We start from the raw sequence: 17988 nt of genomic DNA, 5'->3' as shown, positions 1-17988 counted from the left end.
CAAGCGCGCTCGCACGGTGAAAGTGGCCTATCGACAACCCGCCAAGGGGCGTATCACCGACCTGGTTATCGATTCGACCGGCCTGAAGGTATTTGGTGAAGGCGAGTGGAAGGTCAGAAAACACGGCGCCGAGAAGCGGCGTGTGTGGCGCAAGCTGCATCTGGCGGTAGACCCAGTGACCCACGATATCGTGGCGGCGGAAGTGTCGTTGGAAAATGTCCATGATGCCGAGGTGCTACCAACTCTGCTCAAGCCACTACGGCGTAAGCTGGGACGTGTTTATGCGGATGGCGCCTATGACAGCAAAGCCAGCCATCAGCTTATCTCGCGCAAAGGGGCGACAGCCTGTATCCCGCCTCGCAAGAGCGCGGGGTTATGGAAAAAGGGGCATCCAAGAAATGAGGCTGTGCTGGTGATGCGCAAGGAAGGGCTGGCGCACTGGAAGAAGATATCGGGGTATCACCGTCGCTCGCTGGCAGAGACAGCGATGTATCGGTTCAAGCAGTTGCTGGCGGGGAAAATCAGTCTGCGTAACTACAACGGCCAAGTGGGAGAAGTGATGGCGTATGTAAGCGCCATAAACAAGCTGAATATCCTTGGTCTACCTGTCAGAAAGCCCCGAGTGTAGCGGTACTTGGGCAGGGGAAGTCATGACTTGCTCGTTGATTTGGGCAACAACGCCCCTTCCCGCACAATCCGCAACTTGAGCGACCCCGGCTTGCTGGTGCTGAGCAGTTCACGCACCTTGTCGATCTCGAGGGGGCGATAAGCCACCCCGTTGATCTGCTCCAGAATGTCGCCGTTGGCCAGACCATAGGGGGCAAGATCCCGTTCATCGCTGTAGTAGACCTGCAGATGCTCGCCATCAAAACGCACCCCGATATTGCGCAGGACTGGGGGCACTTTGCGCGCCAGGCTATCGGCGTCGTAGCAGAGCATCATCCGCCCGGGCATGATCGCAAAGCGATTGAAGCGGTTAACAAAATCCAGCCCCAGACCATACTGCTCATTGCTGTTTTCCGACACGCGCAGTTCACCGAGCTGGCGCTCATCAAAGTGCAGGCCGGTGAGGATATGGTCACGCCCCTCCACCATACCGCTGGCGTCCACCCCTTTGCGTGGCGTGGCATCTTCGCCAGAGATCGCCTTCTGACTGGCCATAAAGTCGATAAAGGCATGGTCGGCATAGCTCTGATCGGCCCCGGTATCCAGATACATGCGCACGCTGTTCTCGCCGTGGGTCAGATACACGGCCGGGGAGCGGTTGTAGCTGTCTTCATAGCCGATGCAACGCTCGAAGGTGGCTGCCGACGGTGCCGTCAGCGAAGCTGTGAGCTGATGCCTGTCGCGATCAAACACCCAGTTGAAACGGCGGATGGTGTCGATCCCGAGGATGCCATCGATACGGCTGCCAAGAGACTGGGAGAAAAGATCGAAATCAATAGTTGCCCACAGATCGCTGTCATCAATGGTGACCGACCCCACCGAGAAGGGCTGCGGCTCAACAAAGCCAAGCTGCTCGCTGCCCAGTTGGCTCGAAACGCTGCTCACAGTGGCAAAATCAGCCTGATAGGCCCTGGGCAATTCGCTTAAGGTCAGCGCCTTGAAGCGGCTGGCCAGACGACGATCGATAAAGGTGATACTGGCCCCGGTATCCAGCAAAAATTGGTACTGCTCACCGGCTATGGTGACGGGGATCAGGGGGGCGCTTTCGTAATGCACTGTCAGCACCGGGCCGGGTGCATTGCGCTTGGTGGATGAATCCGGGGCTGTGCAGCCTTGGACGACGAACAGGGCCAACATGGCCAGCGCCACTTTGAACTGCGACTTCATAACTCTCCTTCCCGATAGCAGATGCCCCCGCGACGCCACCACATAATGCTATCTTGTTGATTTATAGATAAATAAGCTATTTCGGCGGGGGGAGGTGGACAATAACAAAGAGTTTTATGCTGGTTCAAGCCAGATATGACCATGAATATTCTATGGGGATTGATAAAGAATGGCTGTTCACGCTATCTCGGCGCGTCATCAATCGTGGGTGACATTTGATTAATTTATTGATCTTGCACAGAAAATCTCAATATTGAGCTTTCTCTCCACAGCGCCATGGTTAATATTGCCATTTGGCAACACTTGCCTCGTCGGAGTCTCCCATGAGCCATGCCAACCCCATCCCCTTGGTGAACCGCAGCAGACTGGAGGCTGGAATTCAGGGGCGGTAGCCATGCCATATCTCGCCCGGTCCCTTTTTGATCCAAACGAACTGACCGGCAAGCCGCTAACTCATCCACAACATGCAAATCAAGGTGGTGTATGGAAACACAAACCCTGCATCGTGGTCGCTTGATCGACCATATCCAACTGGTGGTCAAAGATTTGGTCGCCAGCCAGCGCTTTTATACGGCCATTCTCACCACCCTCGATATTCCGCTGGGCGGCACAGGTGAGGGCTACTTCTGGGCAGACGAACTGTTTGTCACCTCTGTCGACAGCCCCGCCGCACTGGGAGTGTTGACCGGTCGCCACCACCTCGCCTTCCAGGCAAAAGATCGCGCCATGGTGGATCGTTTTTATCAGGCAGCACTGGCCAATGGCGGCAAAGATAACGGCGCCCCCGGTGAGCGAAATTATCACCCCGGCTACTACGCCGCCTTTGTCCTTGATCCGGACGGCAATAATATCGAAGCGGTTTATCACGGTGAGGCAAAGCGTAGTGTGGAGTCGGTGGAAATTCGGTTTTAGCAAGAGGGTAGAGCACGAATGAGTGGGGCTACCATGGCGTAGCGATCTGATCAAAACAGTGAGCGTCCTAATATTTATTTACTATACCGTCGTAATGGTTTGTAAAAAGAAGAGGTCAAGCGAAGACGTTCATTTTCATAAGAGCGGAGACAATAATATCATTTTAAAAATAAATAACCGTAGCCTGTATCAGGCTTAAGTGGAGTTAGATAGAAGTCGGTATTAATATGCTGTCACCGCCTTCCTTCTAATCACTGCTAGCTGTAAAAAACAAATATCTACATTGGTGAAGTGAATGGGCATCATATCTGAAAAGTTCAGCGCAAAAATATCAGCATTAAAGGCTGAATTTGAAAGTAATAAAGAGGTTGTTCATCAAGGGATAAAGGGGGGGTTAAATGAAAGCGAACTTTCCGATATAATAAGGGAAGTTATTCCAAGTAGATATAAACTTACAAAAGGAATTATTGAAAACCCAAGGGGAGATCAGTCAAATGAAACTGATATTCTCATCTATGATGATGAAATTCTTCCTGCATATATGAAAAATGAACTAGCCTTTGTCCCTGTTGAAGCCGTAAAGTATAACTTTGAAGTTAAAAGTGGTTTGAATGCAAATGAACTAAAAACTACCATAGCTAAATTCGAAAGGTTTAAATCTATTGGTGGAACTTCACCTACCGTACTTTTCTCATTCTCTAGCGATATTGATGGAAGTGAGCTTAAGAGGTTGAAAAAATACGACAAGAATTTCTTTACCAATCCTGCTATTACCGTTTTGTGTACCTCCGCTAAAAGTTATTACTTTAAAAGTGTTAGCAAACACTTTCTTAAAGACTACATTAGCAACTCTGATTTTTTAAAATCATTTCAAGAAGCCTCAAAACTTGACTTTTATGGTGCAATTGAGGCCATGCGAGAATTGATGTCAAATGATGTTGCATTATCTCAAATGAGCCGTTCGCAATTTGCACTATGCATTCAGGGTATGATTCAAATGAATAACCACTCGGCAGGCATTGATGGAAAAGATCTAACAATAAATGAGCTAAAGTATAGTGAGATTACGTTTAACATTCATAAGTGGGTGGGGGTTGAGATGGATAGTAACGAAGTCGAACTGTCTCTCCTTTCCGGCATTTCAAATACATTGTCAAAAGGAAGTTTTGGCCAGTACTTATTGCATTCAGGGACTCATGAACCCAAAGTATTCGCAGTATGTTACGAAGATATGTGGGGTAATTTAAGTTGTCAGGATTTCGATGAAAATGGATTAAGCTACGATAGCGATAGGGTTAAAATCAGTTTTAAAACAAGTAAAGAATCGAGCAAAGTATTATTCAATATTTCAGATAGAGAAAACAGCTAGCAAATCATTGCACCGGACAAACCGATGAATGCGGCGTTAAGTTTCAAAATAGATTATCACCATGAGCGACGAGAAAAAATTAGCCCATAGGTTCGATTAGCGAAGCGTAATCGGACGTTCGCGGTCACAATATTTCGTGATAGCACCAATTGCCTTCAAAGACCGACTTTCACGCAGTCTCGTTTTTCACCTTAGCTTTGCTGGCATAACCCCCACCAAGGAGATAAATGAAGCCTGACTTAACCGGTACACGGATTGTACTGCGCACCATTGGCCCGCAAGATGCTGCCGATCTGTTCGAGATTTATGGCAATCCTCTGACCATGGAGTTTGCCTCTGATCCCTGCTTCACCTCTCCCACCATGATGGCGCAGATGATGGCGAGCGTGGTACGGCTGGAGCAAACGGGGGAGTCACTGGAGTGGGCGATTGTCGAGCGGGAGGGCAACAAGGTGATCGGCACCTGCGGCCTGCACAGTTTCAGCGAGGCGGGCCATTGCTGCGAGGTGGGTTGCCTGCTCAATGCGGCCTATTGGCGCAGAGGGTTTATGTCGGAAGCGCTGGGATTGCTGTTCGCCCATGCCAGCACACTGGGAGTCACTCGCCTCACCGCAGATATCGATGCAGATAACGTCCGCTCTATCGCCCTGTTTGAAAAGCTGGGCTTCAAGGCGCATGCAGGGCGCTATCAACGCATGCTCCCCTTTATCTGACCCGAGAGCCCCCTCACCTCTCAGGCCATTGTGGAAAGGCTCAGGCATAAAAAAACCGGAACCCAAGGGTTCCGGTTTTTTTCATTCCAGCCGAGGCTGGCAAACCAGCAAATTAAGCCTGGTTTTTAACTTCTTTCAGACCGCGGAAAGGAGCTTTGGCACCCAGAGCTTCTTCGATACGGATCAGCTGGTTGTACTTGGCAACACGGTCAGAACGGCTCATGGAACCGGTCTTGATCTGGCCAGCAGCGGTACCAACAGCCAGGTCGGCGATGGTCGCGTCTTCGGTCTCACCGGAGCGGTGGGAGATGACGGCAGTGTAGCCAGCGTCTTTGGCCATCTTGATGGCAGCCAGAGTTTCGGTCAGGGAACCGATCTGGTTGAACTTGATCAGGATAGAGTTGGCGATGCCGTTGTCGATACCGCGCTTCAGGATCTTGGTGTTGGTTACGAACAGGTCGTCACCAACGATCTGGATTTTCTTGCCCAGTTCAGCAGTCTGGTAGGCGAAACCTTCCCAGTCAGATTCGTCCAGGCCATCTTCGATGGAGACGATCGGGAACTTGGTGGTCAGGTCAGCCAGGAAGTCGGAGAAACCGTTGGAGGTGAAGACACGACCTTCGCCTTTCAGGTTGTACTCTTTCTTCTCTGCGTCGTAGAACTCGGAAGCAGCGCAGTCCATAGCCAGGGTGATGTCGGTGCCCAGTTTGTAACCGGCAGCGGCAACGGCTTCAGCGATAACTTCCAGCGCTTCGGCGTTGGATTTCAGGTTCGGAGCGAAACCACCTTCGTCACCAACTGCAGTGTTGTAGCCCTTGGACTTCAGCACTTTGGCCAGGTTGTGGAACACTTCTGCGCCCATGCGAACGGCTTCTTTCAGGGTCTTGGCGCCAACCGGCTGGATCATGAACTCCTGGATGTCGACGTTGTTGTCGGCGTGCTCACCACCGTTGATGATGTTCATCATCGGCAGCGGCATGGAGTAAACACCCGGGGTGCCGTTCAGCTCGGCGATGTGGGCGTACAGCGGCATGCCTTTGGCAGCAGCGGCAGCTTTGGCGTTAGCCAGGGAAACAGCCAGGATGGCGTTGGCGCCGAACTTGGATTTGTTCTCGGTACCGTCGAGGTCGATCATGATCTGGTCAACGGTGGCCTGGTCCTTGGCATCTTTACCCAGCAGAGCTTGAGCGATCGGGCCGTTTACGGCTTCGATGGCTTTCAGCACGCCTTTACCCAGGAAACGGCTCTTGTCGCCGTCACGCAGTTCCAGCGCTTCGCGGGAACCGGTGGACGCGCCAGACGGAGCGGCTGCCATACCAACAAAACCACCTTCCAGGTGAACTTCGGCCTCAACGGTCGGGTTACCACGGGAGTCGATGATTTCACGACCGATCACTTTAACGATCTTGGACATGTGTATTTCCTCAGGTTTCGTAAAAAAACAACAAAAATATGCCAAAAAAAGCGGCTGTGGCACAGTGCCCCAACCGCATTTATTTTCAATTACTTCAAATTACGCTTCTGATACTCGCCTGCCGCCTTCACAAAACCGGCGAACAGAGCGTGGCCATCACGAGGAGTAGAGGTGAACTCCGGGTGGAACTGCGCAGCCACGAACCAGGGGTGATCCGGGATCTCGATGATTTCCACCAACTTCTTGTCGGCGGAGAGACCGGTCACTTTCAGACCTGCCGCTTCAATCTGCGGCAGCAGCTTGTTGTTTACTTCGTAACGGTGACGGTGACGCTCGTAAATGCTCGGGCTGCCGTACATCTGACGCACCTTGGAATCTTCGACCAGGTGGCAGAGCTGGGAACCCAGACGCATGGTACCGCCCAGATCGGACTTCTCGGTACGGGTCTCGATATTGCCCTCTTCATCCACCCACTCGGTGATGAGGCCGACGACCGGGTACGCGCAATCTTTCTTGAATTCGGAGGAGTGAGCCCCTTCCATGCCCGCCACGTTGCGAGCGAATTCGATCATGGCAACCTGCATGCCGAGGCAGATACCCAGGTAGGGGATCTTGTTCTCGCGGGCATACTGGGCAGCCAGAATTTTGCCTTCCACGCCGCGCTCACCGAAACCACCCGGCACCAGGATTGCGTCCAGACCTTCCAGCAGCTCGGAGCCACGGGTCTCGATATCCTGAGAGTCGATGTACTTGATGTTGACGGAGTGACGGGTCTTGAGACCACCGTGCTTGAGCGCCTCGTTGACGGACTTGTAAGCGTCCGGCAGGGAGACGTACTTGCCGACCATACCGATGGTCACTTCACCAGTCGGGTTGGCCTCTTCGTAGATAACCTGTTCCCACTCGGACAAGTCAGCCTCTTTGCACTCCAGACCGAAACGCTCGGTGAAGTAGGAGTCCAGATTCTGGGATTTCAGCAGTGCCGGGATCTTGTAGATGGAGTCGACGTCTTTCATGGAGATGACGGCGCGCTCGGGCACGTTGCAGAACAGGGCGATCTTGGCGCGCTCGTTGGCCGGAATGGCACGGTCAGAGCGGCAGATCAGCACATCCGGCTGGATACCGATGGAGAGCAGCTCTTTAACGGAGTGCTGGGTCGGCTTGGTCTTCACTTCACCGGCAGCAGCCAGGTAAGGAACCAGCGTCAGGTGCATGAACATGGCATTGTTGCGGCCCACTTCGGCAGCCAGCTGACGAATGGCTTCGAGGAACGGCAGGGACTCGATATCACCTACGGTACCGCCCACTTCGACGATGGCAACCTGATGGCCTTCGGCACCGGCAATCACCCGCTCTTTGATGGCATTGGTGATGTGCGGGATAACCTGAATGGTGGCGCCCAGATAGTCACCACGACGCTCTTTACGCAGTACGTCGGCGTAGATACGGCCGGTGGTAAAGTTGTTGCGACGGGTCATCTTGGTGCGGATGAAACGCTCGTAGTGGCCCAAATCCAGATCGGTTTCGGCCCCGTCCTCGGTTACGAACACTTCACCATGCTGGGTCGGGCTCATGGTGCCCGGATCCACGTTGATGTACGGGTCCAGTTTCATGATGGTCACATCCAGACCACGGGCTTCCAGAATGGCTGCCAGAGAAGCTGCGGCAATGCCTTTGCCGAGGGATGAAACAACGCCACCAGTAACAAAAATATATTTGGTCGTCATGCTGAACCTGAAAGAAGTTTAGGGAATTTTAAGGGGTGCTTCGGGGATGAAGCAGGACGGGGAAACAGTATACCAAAAACCCCTCTCCCAAACAATGAGCAAAAATCTATCAGGCTCACCGTCCCCCCATCTTGCGCCAAATCAACTTTGCTCGGTTTCCTTCGCCTTATCCCAGGCGGCATCGAGCTTTTCGAGGGTGCAATCGGTCATTTTCAAGCCTTCTGCGGCGATTATCTGCTCAACCTGACGAAAACGACGTTCGAACTTGGCGTTGGCACCTCGCAGTACCTGCTCCGGATCCTTGCCCAGATGACGCACCAGATTGACGGTGGCAAACAGCAGGTCGCCGAGCTCGTCGCTCACCCGCGCCTCGTCCACATCGGCCATCAATGCCTCTTCCATCACCTCGTCGATCTCCTCGTGGATCTTGTCCACCACAGGCCCCAACGTCTTCCAGTCAAAACCGACAGTGGCGCAGCGTTTCTGAATTTTGGCGGCGCGAGTCAGAGCAGGCAGCGCCTGCGGGATATCGTCCAGCACGCTCTCTTTGTCGAGGGCCGCTCGTTCTTTGGCTTTTTCCGCCTCCCAGTTCGCTTTTACCGCCTGCTCGTTGGAGAGATCTGCATCGGAAAAAACGTGGGGGTGACGGCGAATGAGCTTTTCGCTCACCGTGTCGACGATATCGGCAAAGTCGAACAAGCCCCGCTCTTTACCCAGCTGGGCGTAAAACACCACCTGAAACAGCAGATCCCCCAACTCCCCTTTCAGCCCCTGCCAATCCTCGGTCTCGATGGCATCGGCCACCTCGTAGGCCTCTTCCAGGGTGTGCGGCACTATGGTCTGGAAGTCCTGTTTCAGATCCCAGGGGCAGCCGTTTTGCGGATCGCGCAGGCGAGCCATGATGTCGAGCAATTGAGAGAGGTCATAACGTTGGGACATGGGATATTCGCTTTCGATTCGTTCAAAAAGGGTCGTAAATGCAGACCGGCCACTGGGGCCGGTCGGTTCGCTATCAAAGCCGCTTGGCGCTGATCACATCGTTTAGCTGGCTGAGCTTGGCCAACGCCCGGTTGAAGGCGTTGATGTTGTAAATCTCCAACTCCATGTCGATCTCGGCGGTCTGCTCGCGCACGTTGGAGCGTGAGCGCACCCCCATCACATTGATCTTCTCGTTGGCCAGCACGGTAGTGATATCGCGCAGCAGGCCGGAGCGATCGTTGGAGATAATCCGGATGGTGAGGCCGTAGCCGCCGGAGTAGTTCTCCCCCCACACCGCATCGATCAGCCGCTCCGGATTGCGCCGTGACAACTCCTTGAGCTGCTCACAATCTTCCCGGTGGATCGAAACGCCGCGCCCCATGGTGATAAAGCCCTGAATGGAGTCCCCCGGAATGGGCTGGCAGCAGCGGGCGATATGGGTCATCAGGTTGCCGACCCCTTCCACCACTATGTGGTCTTTGGGCTTGTGGCGCATCGGCGCGTTGGCCTTCTGCTCCAGCTTCTCCAGCAGGCGGCGATCTTCCTCTTCCGCCGTCGGCTTGTTGTAGCAGGTGTCTAGATAGTTGAGCACCTGGTTGATGCGGATATCGCCGCTGCCGATACCAGCCAGCAGATCGTCGGTGCTCTCCAGATTGAAGCGGCGCAGCATGTTGCCCTTGTCGATCTTGGACATGCTGAGGTTGTGGCGATCCAGCTCCTTCTCGAACAGCTCGCGACCGGCCACGATATTCTTGTCCCGATCCAGTTTTCTGAACCAGGTCGCCACCTTGGCCCGCGCCCGGCTGGAGCGCAGGAAACCGGCGTTGGGGTTCATCCAGTCGCGGCTCGGGTTCGGCTCTTTCTGGGTGATCACCTCCACCTGATCACCGGTCTGCAGCGCGTAGGTGAACGGCACGATGCGGCCGTCAATCTTGGCGCCGATGCAGCGGTGGCCGATCATGCTGTGGACGTGATAGGCAAAATCAAGCGGGGTAGCGCCAGCCGGCAGGTCGATCACATCCCCTTTCGGGGTGAAGACGTAGACCCGGTCCTCGAACACCTGACTGCGCAGGTCTTCGAGCAGGGAGCCGCTCTCGGAGAGATCTTCCTGCCAGGCGAGCAGCTTGCGCAGCCACTCGATCTTGTCTTCGAAGGTGTTGGCCTTGCCGCCAGCCTGTGCCCCTTCCTTGTAGCGCCAGTGCGCCGCGACGCCGAGCTCGGCATCCTGATGCATCTGGTCGGTACGGATCTGGATCTCGACGGTCTTGCCTTCAGGCCCCACCACTACGGTGTGGATCGACTGATAGCCGTTGGGTTTGGGGTTGGCGACATAGTCGTCAAACTCGCGAGGAATGTGGTGGAACTGGGTATGGACGATGCCGAGCGCCGCATAGCAATCCTGCAGCCGCTTGGTCACTACCCGCACTGCGCGCACGTCGAACAACTCGTTGAATTCGAGGTGCTTCTTCTGCATCTTGCGCCAGATGCTGTAGATATGTTTCGGCCGACCGTACACCTCGGCGTCAACTCCCGCCTCTTTCAACCCATTACGCAGGGATTGCACAAACTCGCGGATATAGCGCTCGCGGTCGAGCCGCTTCTCGTCGAGCTGCTTGGCGATCTGCTTGTAGGTATCCGGGTGCAGGTAACGGAAGGCGAGATCTTCCAGCTCCCACTTGAGCTGGCCGATACCCAGACGGTTGGCGAGCGGCGCATAGATGTTGGTGATCTCCTGGGCCATCAGCACCCGGGTCTCTTCATCTGCCGTCTTCGCTTCCCGCAGGCAGGCGATCCGCTCCGCCAGCTTGATCACCACGGCGCGCACATCCTCGACCATGGCGAGCAGCATGCGACGCACGTTGTCGACCTGCTCCGGCGAGGTTTCGCTGCGATGGAGGGTCTGCAGGGAGCGGATGGCCTCCATCTCCAGCACCCCTTCCACCAGCTTGGCGATCTTGGAGCCAAAGTCCTCGTCCATCCGCTCCTGGCTGATGAGACCGGCTTCGACGAAGGGGTAGATGATGGCCGCTTTGAGAGTACCGATATCCATGCTGAGCATCTGCAGGATGCCCACCATTTCGATGCCGCGCACCAGCAGCTTGCTGGTCAGCGCCTCGTCACCGAGCGTCAGACAATACTGATAGACGGTTCGCAGCTGATCCTTTTCACTGTCACTCAAGGAGAGCGAGCTGACCCACTCTTCCAAGGTGAAGTTGTCTTTCAAATGAATATCGCGAACCGCAACCATGGTATCAATCCTTTAAATTATCGGGCCGAAAGCTGTCACTTTCTCCCCTCATGAGATTGCCTCAAATGGGGATCTCCAGCGCACTTTTCAAGGCATATTGTCCAGAAAGACAATAGAGCGCGCCAACAGGCCCTGCCGAACGATGAGGGTCTAGATTACCCCAATCACATCAGCTCAAACAGCCGCAGACATGCCAGATTACATATCCGCATCGCCGAACTGATGAGTCATTTACTCCCGTTCAAACAGCGCCATGGACTCCAGATGACCGGTGTGAGGGAACATGTCGAGCATGCCGAGGCGCACCAGACGGTAACCCCCTTTCACCAGCACCTGACTGTCCCGCGCCAGGGTGACCGGGTTACAGGAGACGTAGACCACCCGCTTGGGTGAAAGTTTCACGACGTGTCCCATCACTTCCAGCGCGCCGGGACGAGCCGGATCCAGCAGTACCAGATCAAACCCTTCCCGCGCCCAGGACATGCCGACGATGTCATCGCTCAGGTCGGCCTTGTAGAAACGGGCATTGGTGATGCCGTTGCGACGGGCGTTCTCTTCGGCCCGCTGCACCATGGCCAGTTCACCTTCGACACCCACCACTTCGCGAGCCTGACGGGCCAGCGGCAGGGTGAAGTTGCCGATACCGCAGAAGAGATCGAGCACCTTGTCATCCTTGCTCGCCCCGAGCCATGTCAGCGCCTGCTCAACCATGCTCTGGTTGATGGGGCCGTTGACCTGAATGAAATCACCGGGAGCAAATGCAAGAGACGGGCCATCCAGCGAGTAGGATGGGGAAAAATGTTGCTGCAGCGCTTCGATGCGATCATCGGCCGCCTGCAGATAGAGGTCGATCCCCTGCGCTTTTGCAAACTCCACCAGAAGGGCACGATCCGCCTCATTGGGGCGGCCGGTGTGACGCAGCAGCATCATGATCCCCTGCTCGGCCTGGATAAGCTCGGCATGGCCCAGCTCGCGCTGGCTCTTGAGGCGATTGAGGCACTCACGCAGCGGGGCAATCAGCGCAGAGATCGGTTCGGCCAGCACAGGGCAACCGTCAATCTCCACCAGATCGTTGCTGTTGCGGCGACGGAAACCGACCCGGGTGCAGCGACCATTCTTGTCAAATTTGATGGCCAGACGACAGACCCGACGGTAGGCGCGATCTTCACCGGTCAGTACCGGCTCCAGCGCCGGTGCCTTGATGTTGCCCAACCGTTCGAACAGGCTGACCAGTCCAGCCGCCTTGGCCGCTTGCTGATCGGCAACCGACATGTGCTGGGCACTGCAACCGCCGCACTCGCGATAGTGGCTGCAAAAGGGGGCGATACGATTGGCCGCCGGGGTCACCACCTGTTGCAAGGCGGCGTGACCGTACTGTTTTTTCTCTTCGGTGATGCGTGCCTTGACGGTCTCGCCGGGCAGTGCCCCTTCGACGAAGATCGCCTTGCCCTGATGGCGACCGATACCGACGCAGTGGTGATCGAGGGTGTCTATCGTAAATTCAATGCGTTGGAGCTGGGTGGACTTCTTTTGGGGCTTGAAAAACTGGGCCATAAAACTTGGTGCCTATAGGTGGCTATGTCATGATTGTGGAATCTGCTGCCGGGTATTGTCCCACAAGAATAATAGTATGACCAAATACGGCCACAGAGCCCGTGTATTGCCATCAACCCTATCGCCAACCCTGTTCACTGGTGGCCTGTTCGTATGACCAAATATGGCCTGAGAGCACGCGTTCTCGCCTTCACCATCCTGCCAACCCTGATCATCGGTGGCCTGATGGCCGGTTACTTCACCTTCCACCGCTACCAGCAGCTGGAAAACAACCTCATTGATCAGGGGATCAACATCATCGAACCGCTGGCGATCGCCAGTGAATACGGGATGACCCAGCACAGTCGCGAATCCCTCAAGCGGCTGATTGGCCTGACCCATCGCAAGAACTCCCCCTTCATCAAGTCCATCGCTGTTTTCACCCAGGACAACCAGCTGTTCGTCACCTCGAACTATCACCGGGATTTCACCCGGCTCAGGCTGCCCGATGGCGAGCCCATTCCGGATCTGACCAGCGTGACGTTTCAGGGGGACGACATCATTTTGCGCACCCCGATCCAGGCTGAAACCAGTCTGGATGGCTTCCCGCTGCCCAGCGATGTAGAGCCGCCGATGATCGGCTACATCTCGATGCAGATGGCGACCGATCGGGCCATGCTGCTGCAGTACCGCGACACCTTCTTTGCGGTGATCATGGTGCTCATCGGGGTCGCCTTCAGCACCCTGTTTGGCTTCCGGCTGGTCAAGAGCGTGACCCAGCCCATCACCAACATGGTGCAGGCGGTGCACAAGATCAGGGAGGGGCGGCTCGATACCCGGGTCAGCGGCCAGCTCACCGGCGAGCTGGATATGCTGAAAAACGGCATCAACGCCATGGCCAAAGCGCTCTCCGAATATCACGAAGAGATGCAGCAGAATATCGATCAGGCCACCTCTGACCTGCGCGAAACCCTGGAGCAGATCGAGATCCAGAACGTCGAGCTCGACATGGCCAAGAAGCGGGCGCAGGAGGCGGCGAGGGTCAAGTCGGAGTTTCTGGCCAACATGTCCCACGAATTGCGTACCCCGCTCAACGGGGTCATCGGTTTTACCCGCCAGCTGCTGAAAACCAGCCTGACCCCGAGCCAGACCGACTACATGCAGACCATCGAGAAGTCGGCGCGCAACCTGCTTGGCATCATCAACGACATCCTCGACTTCTCGAAGCTGGAAGCGGGCAAGCTGCAGCTGGAGCATATCCCGTTCAGCCTGCGCGACACCCTCAACGAGACCATGCACCTGCTCGGCCCCAGCGCCCACGACAAGCAGCTGGAGCTCTCCCTGCGGGTGGATGCCGATGTGCCGGACTACCTCACCGGCGACCCCATGCGTCTGCAACAGGTGCTGACCAACCTCACCGGCAACGCCATCAAGTTCACCGAACAGGGCAACGTCGATGTCCATATCGAGCAGACCGGCAGTGGCAACCACAAGGTGAGGCTCAACGTCCAGATCCGTGATACCGGCATCGGCATCTCCCAAGAGCAGCAACATCAGCTGTTCCAGGCCTTCAATCAGGCCGACTCATCCATCTCCCGCCGTTATGGCGGCACGGGCCTGGGCCTCGTTATCACCCAGAAGCTGGTGCAGCAGATGGGCGGCCAGATCCGCTTCGAATCGGAGCTCGGCAAGGGCTCCATCTTCTCGTTCAGTCTGGATGTGGAGGTCTCCCCCCTGCCCCAGACCGATCAACTGCCGCTGGATCGGATCCGTGGCAAACGGCTCTGGCTGCTGGAACCGGATCCCTTCGCGCAAGCCTCTCTGCTCGCCCTGCTAGCGGAGTGGCACCTAGACGTGCACCCACTGACCAGCGATGATCCCTGGCCCGAGATGAGCGAGCAGGAGATGGTGATCATCGGCAGCAGCACCCTGCATACGCCGCAGCAGGTGATCGGCCGCCTCGACAGACTGAGCGGCCAGCAGCAGAACACCATAGTGCTGCTCAGCAGCCACGAGCCAGCGCTCTATGAAGCGATGCTGGCCCATGGCGCTCAGCACTGTCTCTCCAAACCGGTCAACCACCGCAAGCTGCTGCACGCCCTGCTCTCGCCGGAATCGAGCCGCCAGAAGCTGCCCGCCCAGCCTGCGCCGCGCCAGTTGCAGCCAATCAAGGTGCTGGCGGTGGATGACAACGCCGCCAACCTCAAGCTGATCGCCGCCATGCTCAAGGAGATGGTGAGTCAGGTGGTGGTGTGCAAAAACGGCAAGGAAGCGGTCAAGCAGGCCCAGAGCCAGCCGTTCGACATCATCTTCATGGATATCCAGATGCCGATCATGGATGGCATCAGCGCCACCCAGGCGATCCGCAACCAGTCCCTCAACACCACCACCCCGATCGTGGCGGTGACTGCCCACGCCATCCCCGGCGAACGGGAGCGGCTGATCCGCCAGGGAATGGACGACTATCTGGCCAAGCCCATCGACGAGAGCATGCTGGCCCAGCTCATCACCGACTTTGCCCATCGCCGCCACCAGAATGATGGCGCCCAACAGATCGACTGGGCACTGGCGGTGCGGCAAGCGGCGGGGAAAGAGCATCTCGCCAGAGAGATGCTGACCATGCTGCTGGCCAGTTTCGACGAAGTGGAACCTGTGCTGGATAGCGCGCTGGCGGGCGAAATTGAAGATAGCGAAGTGCTGGCCCAGCTCCATCGCCTCAACGGCGGCTGTGCCTATTCCGGGGTGCCGGGGCTGCAACGGCTGCTCTCCCAGCTGGAGCAACAGCTGCGTGACGGTGTGCCGGTCAGCGAGCTGGAACCCGAGTTGCTGGAGCTGCAAGATGCGCTGGAACTGGTGCGCCAGGAGGCGCCCCGCTATCTCGGCAAGGCTTGATGAGCTTGACCTGAACTGTATCGGCCCCCGCTTTTTCTGACGCGAGGGCCGCCAGATGGTAAAGTTGCGCCGTTTACACAGGAGTCAGCATGACCAACAACGATATTCTGCGCCGTCTGCGCTACGCCCTCACCATCAGCAACGACCAGATGGTCGAGATGTTTGCCAAGGGCAACCTGACGGTCACTCACGCCCAGCTGCACAGCTGGTTGATGAAAGAGGCGGCGGAAGGTGAAGAGCAAGAGGCAGGCTATGTCGCCTGTCCCGACTCGGCTCTGAGCCAGTTCCTCGACGGTTTCATCATCGCCCGCCGCGGCGTGCGCGAAGATGCACCGCCCCAGGTGATCCCGAACCGGATCAACAACAACATGATCCTGCGCAAGCTGCGCATCGGTCTCAACTTCAAGGAAGAGGATATGCTCGGCACCCTCAAACTCGCCGACTTCAACCTCTCCAAGTCCGAGCTCAGTGCCCTGTTCCGCTCCAAGGATCACAAGCACTATCAGGATTGCGGGGATCAGATCCTGCGCAACTTCCTGATCGGTCTCACGGCCAAATACCGCGGCTAACCAGCCGCGCGACTGACCAGACCTGGCCTTCGACATGTGCCAGCGACTCACTCCTCCCACGCTCAGCAGACTGACCGTGGCAGGGGGATGGCGCTGGCGCTGTCTTCCTCCCCTCTTCTTTCTGCCACTGGTTCTGCTGCTGGGTGGTTGTACTCCGTCCGAATACCAGCTCTCTACCCGCTATCAGAGCGCCAACCAGAACGAGCGGGTCGCCTTTCTGATCCTCCACTACACCGACGAAGACGATGCCAACTCCCTGCGCCTGCTAACCGAGCCGGAGCACAAGGTGAGCGCCCACTACCTGATCCCCCGCGACAGCCACGAAACACCGCTCACCGTCTATCAGCTGGTGCCGGACAACGCGCGCGCCTGGCATGCGGGACGCAGCCGTTGGCACCAATATGCCGGGCTCAATGCAAGCTCCCTTGGCATCGAGATCGTCAACCTCGGCTATCCAGTGGAAGATGAGCCGCTGGCACCCCATGCCCGCCGCTGGCAACCCTATACCCCGCAGCAGATAGCTGCCGTCGGCGCCCTCAGCCGGGAGCTGGTCGCCCGCTACCAGATTCCACCGACCCAGGTGCTGGGCCACAGCGATGTCGCCCCCGAGCGCAAGCAGGATCCCGGCCCCCACTTCCCCTGGCGCCAGCTCTATCTGACGTACGGAGTCGGCGCCTGGCCAGATGAAGGTCGGGTAGCCGAGTTACTGGCCAGCCCCTTGCCCGATTGGGATGCGGCCATGTGGCAGCAGCAGCTGGCCCGCTATGGCTACGGCCTGTCCCAAACCGGCCAGTGGGATGAGCAGAGCCGCGCCGTCATGGGCGCCTTTCAGCTCCACTTTCGCGCCAGCAAGGTCGATAGCAAACCGGACCGCGAGTGTCAGGCCATCCTGATGGCGCTGCTCGAAAAATACTTCCCCTAATCCTCATCCATTGCCCCCGTTGCTGCGTACTGTTTGATAGCCGTTAGCTATCAAACAGTTAGGCACAAGCAATTGTCCCTGCATTTTGCAAGGCGTTATTCTGACTGCGTTCCGAAAGAGAATTTAAAACCGATTTCCAAATCTGGAGGTGAATGATGAAAAGCCCGATTGGTCTTGATACTGCTCAATCACAAGCCCTGGCAGCCGAGTTGAACAAATTGCTGGCCAGCTACCAGATCCTCTACATGAACGTGCGCGGCTTCCACTGGAATATCCGTGGCAACCAGTTCTTCGAACTGCACCTGAAATTTGAAGAGATTTACAACGACCTGCTGCTGAAAGTCGATGCACTGGCCGAGCGGATCCTGACCCTGGATGGCGTGCCAATGCACAGCTTCAGTGAATACCTGAAAGTCTCTGCCATCCCAGAGCAAAAAGGGCTGCACGATGGCCGCGCCTGTGTCGAATCCTTGCTGGATAGCTTCCGCGAACTGCTGGTCGCCCAGCGCCGTATTCTGGGTCAGGCCGCCGAAGCCGGTGATGAAGGCACTGCCTCCATCCTCTCCGACTATGTGCAGCAGCAGGAAAAACTGGTCTGGATGCTGCGCGCTTATCTGGCCTGATAGTGAACCAAGCCGACTACAGCGTACGTATGCCGGCTTGAGTAAGTACCGGGCCGAAAGCTCCTGACCAGACCACGGCCCAATCCGTCTGATTGTTATGTTCTGTTGCAAACCTGAGTTGTCTCTCCTTTTATCCACCCGCTTGCCGCCCTGTTTGGGCGGCTTTTTTTGTTTTTGATCTGCATCAAGGGAATCTTAATTGGCAAATTGAATGCCTATTAAGTTTTTCGCGAGAGGAATAGAATCGCCACAAAA

At 56.3% G+C, this 17988-nt stretch carries 14 protein-coding genes; 8 read left to right on the top strand and 6 right to left on the bottom strand.

The features are described 5' to 3' along the window. Positions 1-628 (top strand): IS5 family transposase (locus AB5Y71_RS09135; protein ID WP_368170954.1); only part of this gene is annotated, 628 nt, incomplete at its 5' end. A 20-nt stretch (positions 629-648) separates the two neighbouring features. Here the strand turns inward: AB5Y71_RS09135 and AB5Y71_RS09130 are convergent. After that, positions 649-1833 carry a retropepsin-like aspartic protease gene (locus AB5Y71_RS09130; protein WP_368171435.1) on the bottom strand — a complete coding sequence of 395 codons (1185 nt, stop codon included), beginning with the start codon at positions 1831-1833 and terminating at the stop codon, positions 649-651. Positions 1834-2316: 483 nt separating this feature from the next. On the opposite strand from AB5Y71_RS09130, the gene AB5Y71_RS09125 reads away from it, so the two are divergent. From AB5Y71_RS09125 to AB5Y71_RS09115, 3 genes are all read left to right on the top strand, one after another. Beyond that, the gene (locus tag AB5Y71_RS09125; RefSeq protein ID WP_108612123.1) at positions 2317-2745 is read left to right on the top strand and encodes a VOC family protein; all 429 of its coding nucleotides are present in this window, start codon (positions 2317-2319) and stop codon (positions 2743-2745) included. A 295-nt stretch (positions 2746-3040) separates the two neighbouring features. Then, complete coding sequence (locus tag AB5Y71_RS09120) at positions 3041-4114, top strand: DUF6602 domain-containing protein (protein WP_158112817.1); 1074 nt, start codon at positions 3041-3043, stop codon at positions 4112-4114. A 227-nt stretch (positions 4115-4341) separates the two neighbouring features. Then, a complete protein-coding gene (locus tag AB5Y71_RS09115) occupies positions 4342-4827 on the top strand; it encodes a GNAT family N-acetyltransferase (RefSeq protein ID WP_368171434.1) in 486 nt (161 codons plus the stop codon). A 112-nt stretch (positions 4828-4939) separates the two neighbouring features. Here AB5Y71_RS09115 and eno read toward each other — a convergent pair whose 3' ends face one another. The 5 genes from eno to rlmD form a co-directional block, all read right to left on the bottom strand. Continuing rightward, positions 4940-6241 carry a phosphopyruvate hydratase gene (gene eno / locus AB5Y71_RS09110; protein WP_005335583.1) on the bottom strand — a complete coding sequence of 434 codons (1302 nt, stop codon included), beginning with the start codon at positions 6239-6241 and terminating at the stop codon, positions 4940-4942. Positions 6242-6330: 89 nt separating this feature from the next. Beyond that, positions 6331-7968 carry a glutamine hydrolyzing CTP synthase gene (pyrG, locus tag AB5Y71_RS09105; RefSeq protein ID WP_368171433.1) on the bottom strand — a complete coding sequence of 546 codons (1638 nt, stop codon included), beginning with the start codon at positions 7966-7968 and terminating at the stop codon, positions 6331-6333. Positions 7969-8109: 141 nt separating this feature from the next. Then, positions 8110-8907 carry a nucleoside triphosphate pyrophosphohydrolase gene (gene mazG / locus AB5Y71_RS09100; RefSeq protein ID WP_202005806.1) on the bottom strand — a complete coding sequence of 266 codons (798 nt, stop codon included), beginning with the start codon at positions 8905-8907 and terminating at the stop codon, positions 8110-8112. A gap of 73 nt (positions 8908-8980) precedes the next feature. Further along, a complete protein-coding gene (gene relA, locus AB5Y71_RS09095) occupies positions 8981-11194 on the bottom strand; it encodes a GTP diphosphokinase (RefSeq protein WP_005335588.1) in 2214 nt (737 codons plus the stop codon). 231 nt (positions 11195-11425) lie between these two features. Then, positions 11426-12748, bottom strand: a complete 1323-nt coding sequence (gene rlmD / locus AB5Y71_RS09090) for a 23S rRNA (uracil(1939)-C(5))-methyltransferase RlmD (RefSeq protein ID WP_368171432.1) — start codon at positions 12746-12748, stop codon at positions 11426-11428. Positions 12749-12901: 153 nt separating this feature from the next. Here rlmD and barA point away from each other — a divergent pair, with 153 nt between their 5' ends. The 4 genes from barA to AB5Y71_RS09070 all read left to right on the top strand — a co-directional run bounded on the left by barA (position 12902) and on the right by AB5Y71_RS09070 (position 17733). Next, positions 12902-15619: a two-component sensor histidine kinase BarA gene (gene barA, locus AB5Y71_RS09085; protein ID WP_368171431.1), complete on the top strand. Its 2718-nt coding sequence runs from the start codon at positions 12902-12904 to the stop codon at positions 15617-15619. A gap of 89 nt (positions 15620-15708) precedes the next feature. Beyond that, positions 15709-16188, top strand: coding sequence for a DUF1456 family protein (locus AB5Y71_RS09080; RefSeq protein WP_005343323.1), 480 nt, complete (start codon positions 15709-15711; stop codon positions 16186-16188). Between the two features lie 34 nt (positions 16189-16222). Further along, complete coding sequence (locus tag AB5Y71_RS09075) at positions 16223-17110, top strand: N-acetylmuramoyl-L-alanine amidase (protein ID WP_368171430.1); 888 nt, start codon at positions 16223-16225, stop codon at positions 17108-17110. Positions 17111-17265: 155 nt separating this feature from the next. Continuing rightward, complete coding sequence (locus AB5Y71_RS09070) at positions 17266-17733, top strand: Dps family protein (RefSeq protein ID WP_005343312.1); 468 nt, start codon at positions 17266-17268, stop codon at positions 17731-17733. Positions 17734-17988 lie beyond the last annotated feature (255 nt).

The sequence above is a fragment of the Aeromonas sp. R9-2 genome (genome assembly GCF_040908025.1).
In the GTDB taxonomy this organism is placed as follows: Bacteria; Pseudomonadota; Gammaproteobacteria; order Enterobacterales; family Aeromonadaceae; genus Aeromonas; species Aeromonas veronii.
Note: the sequence above shows the minus strand (reverse complement) of the source record. Positions and strands in the feature narration are given on the sequence as shown.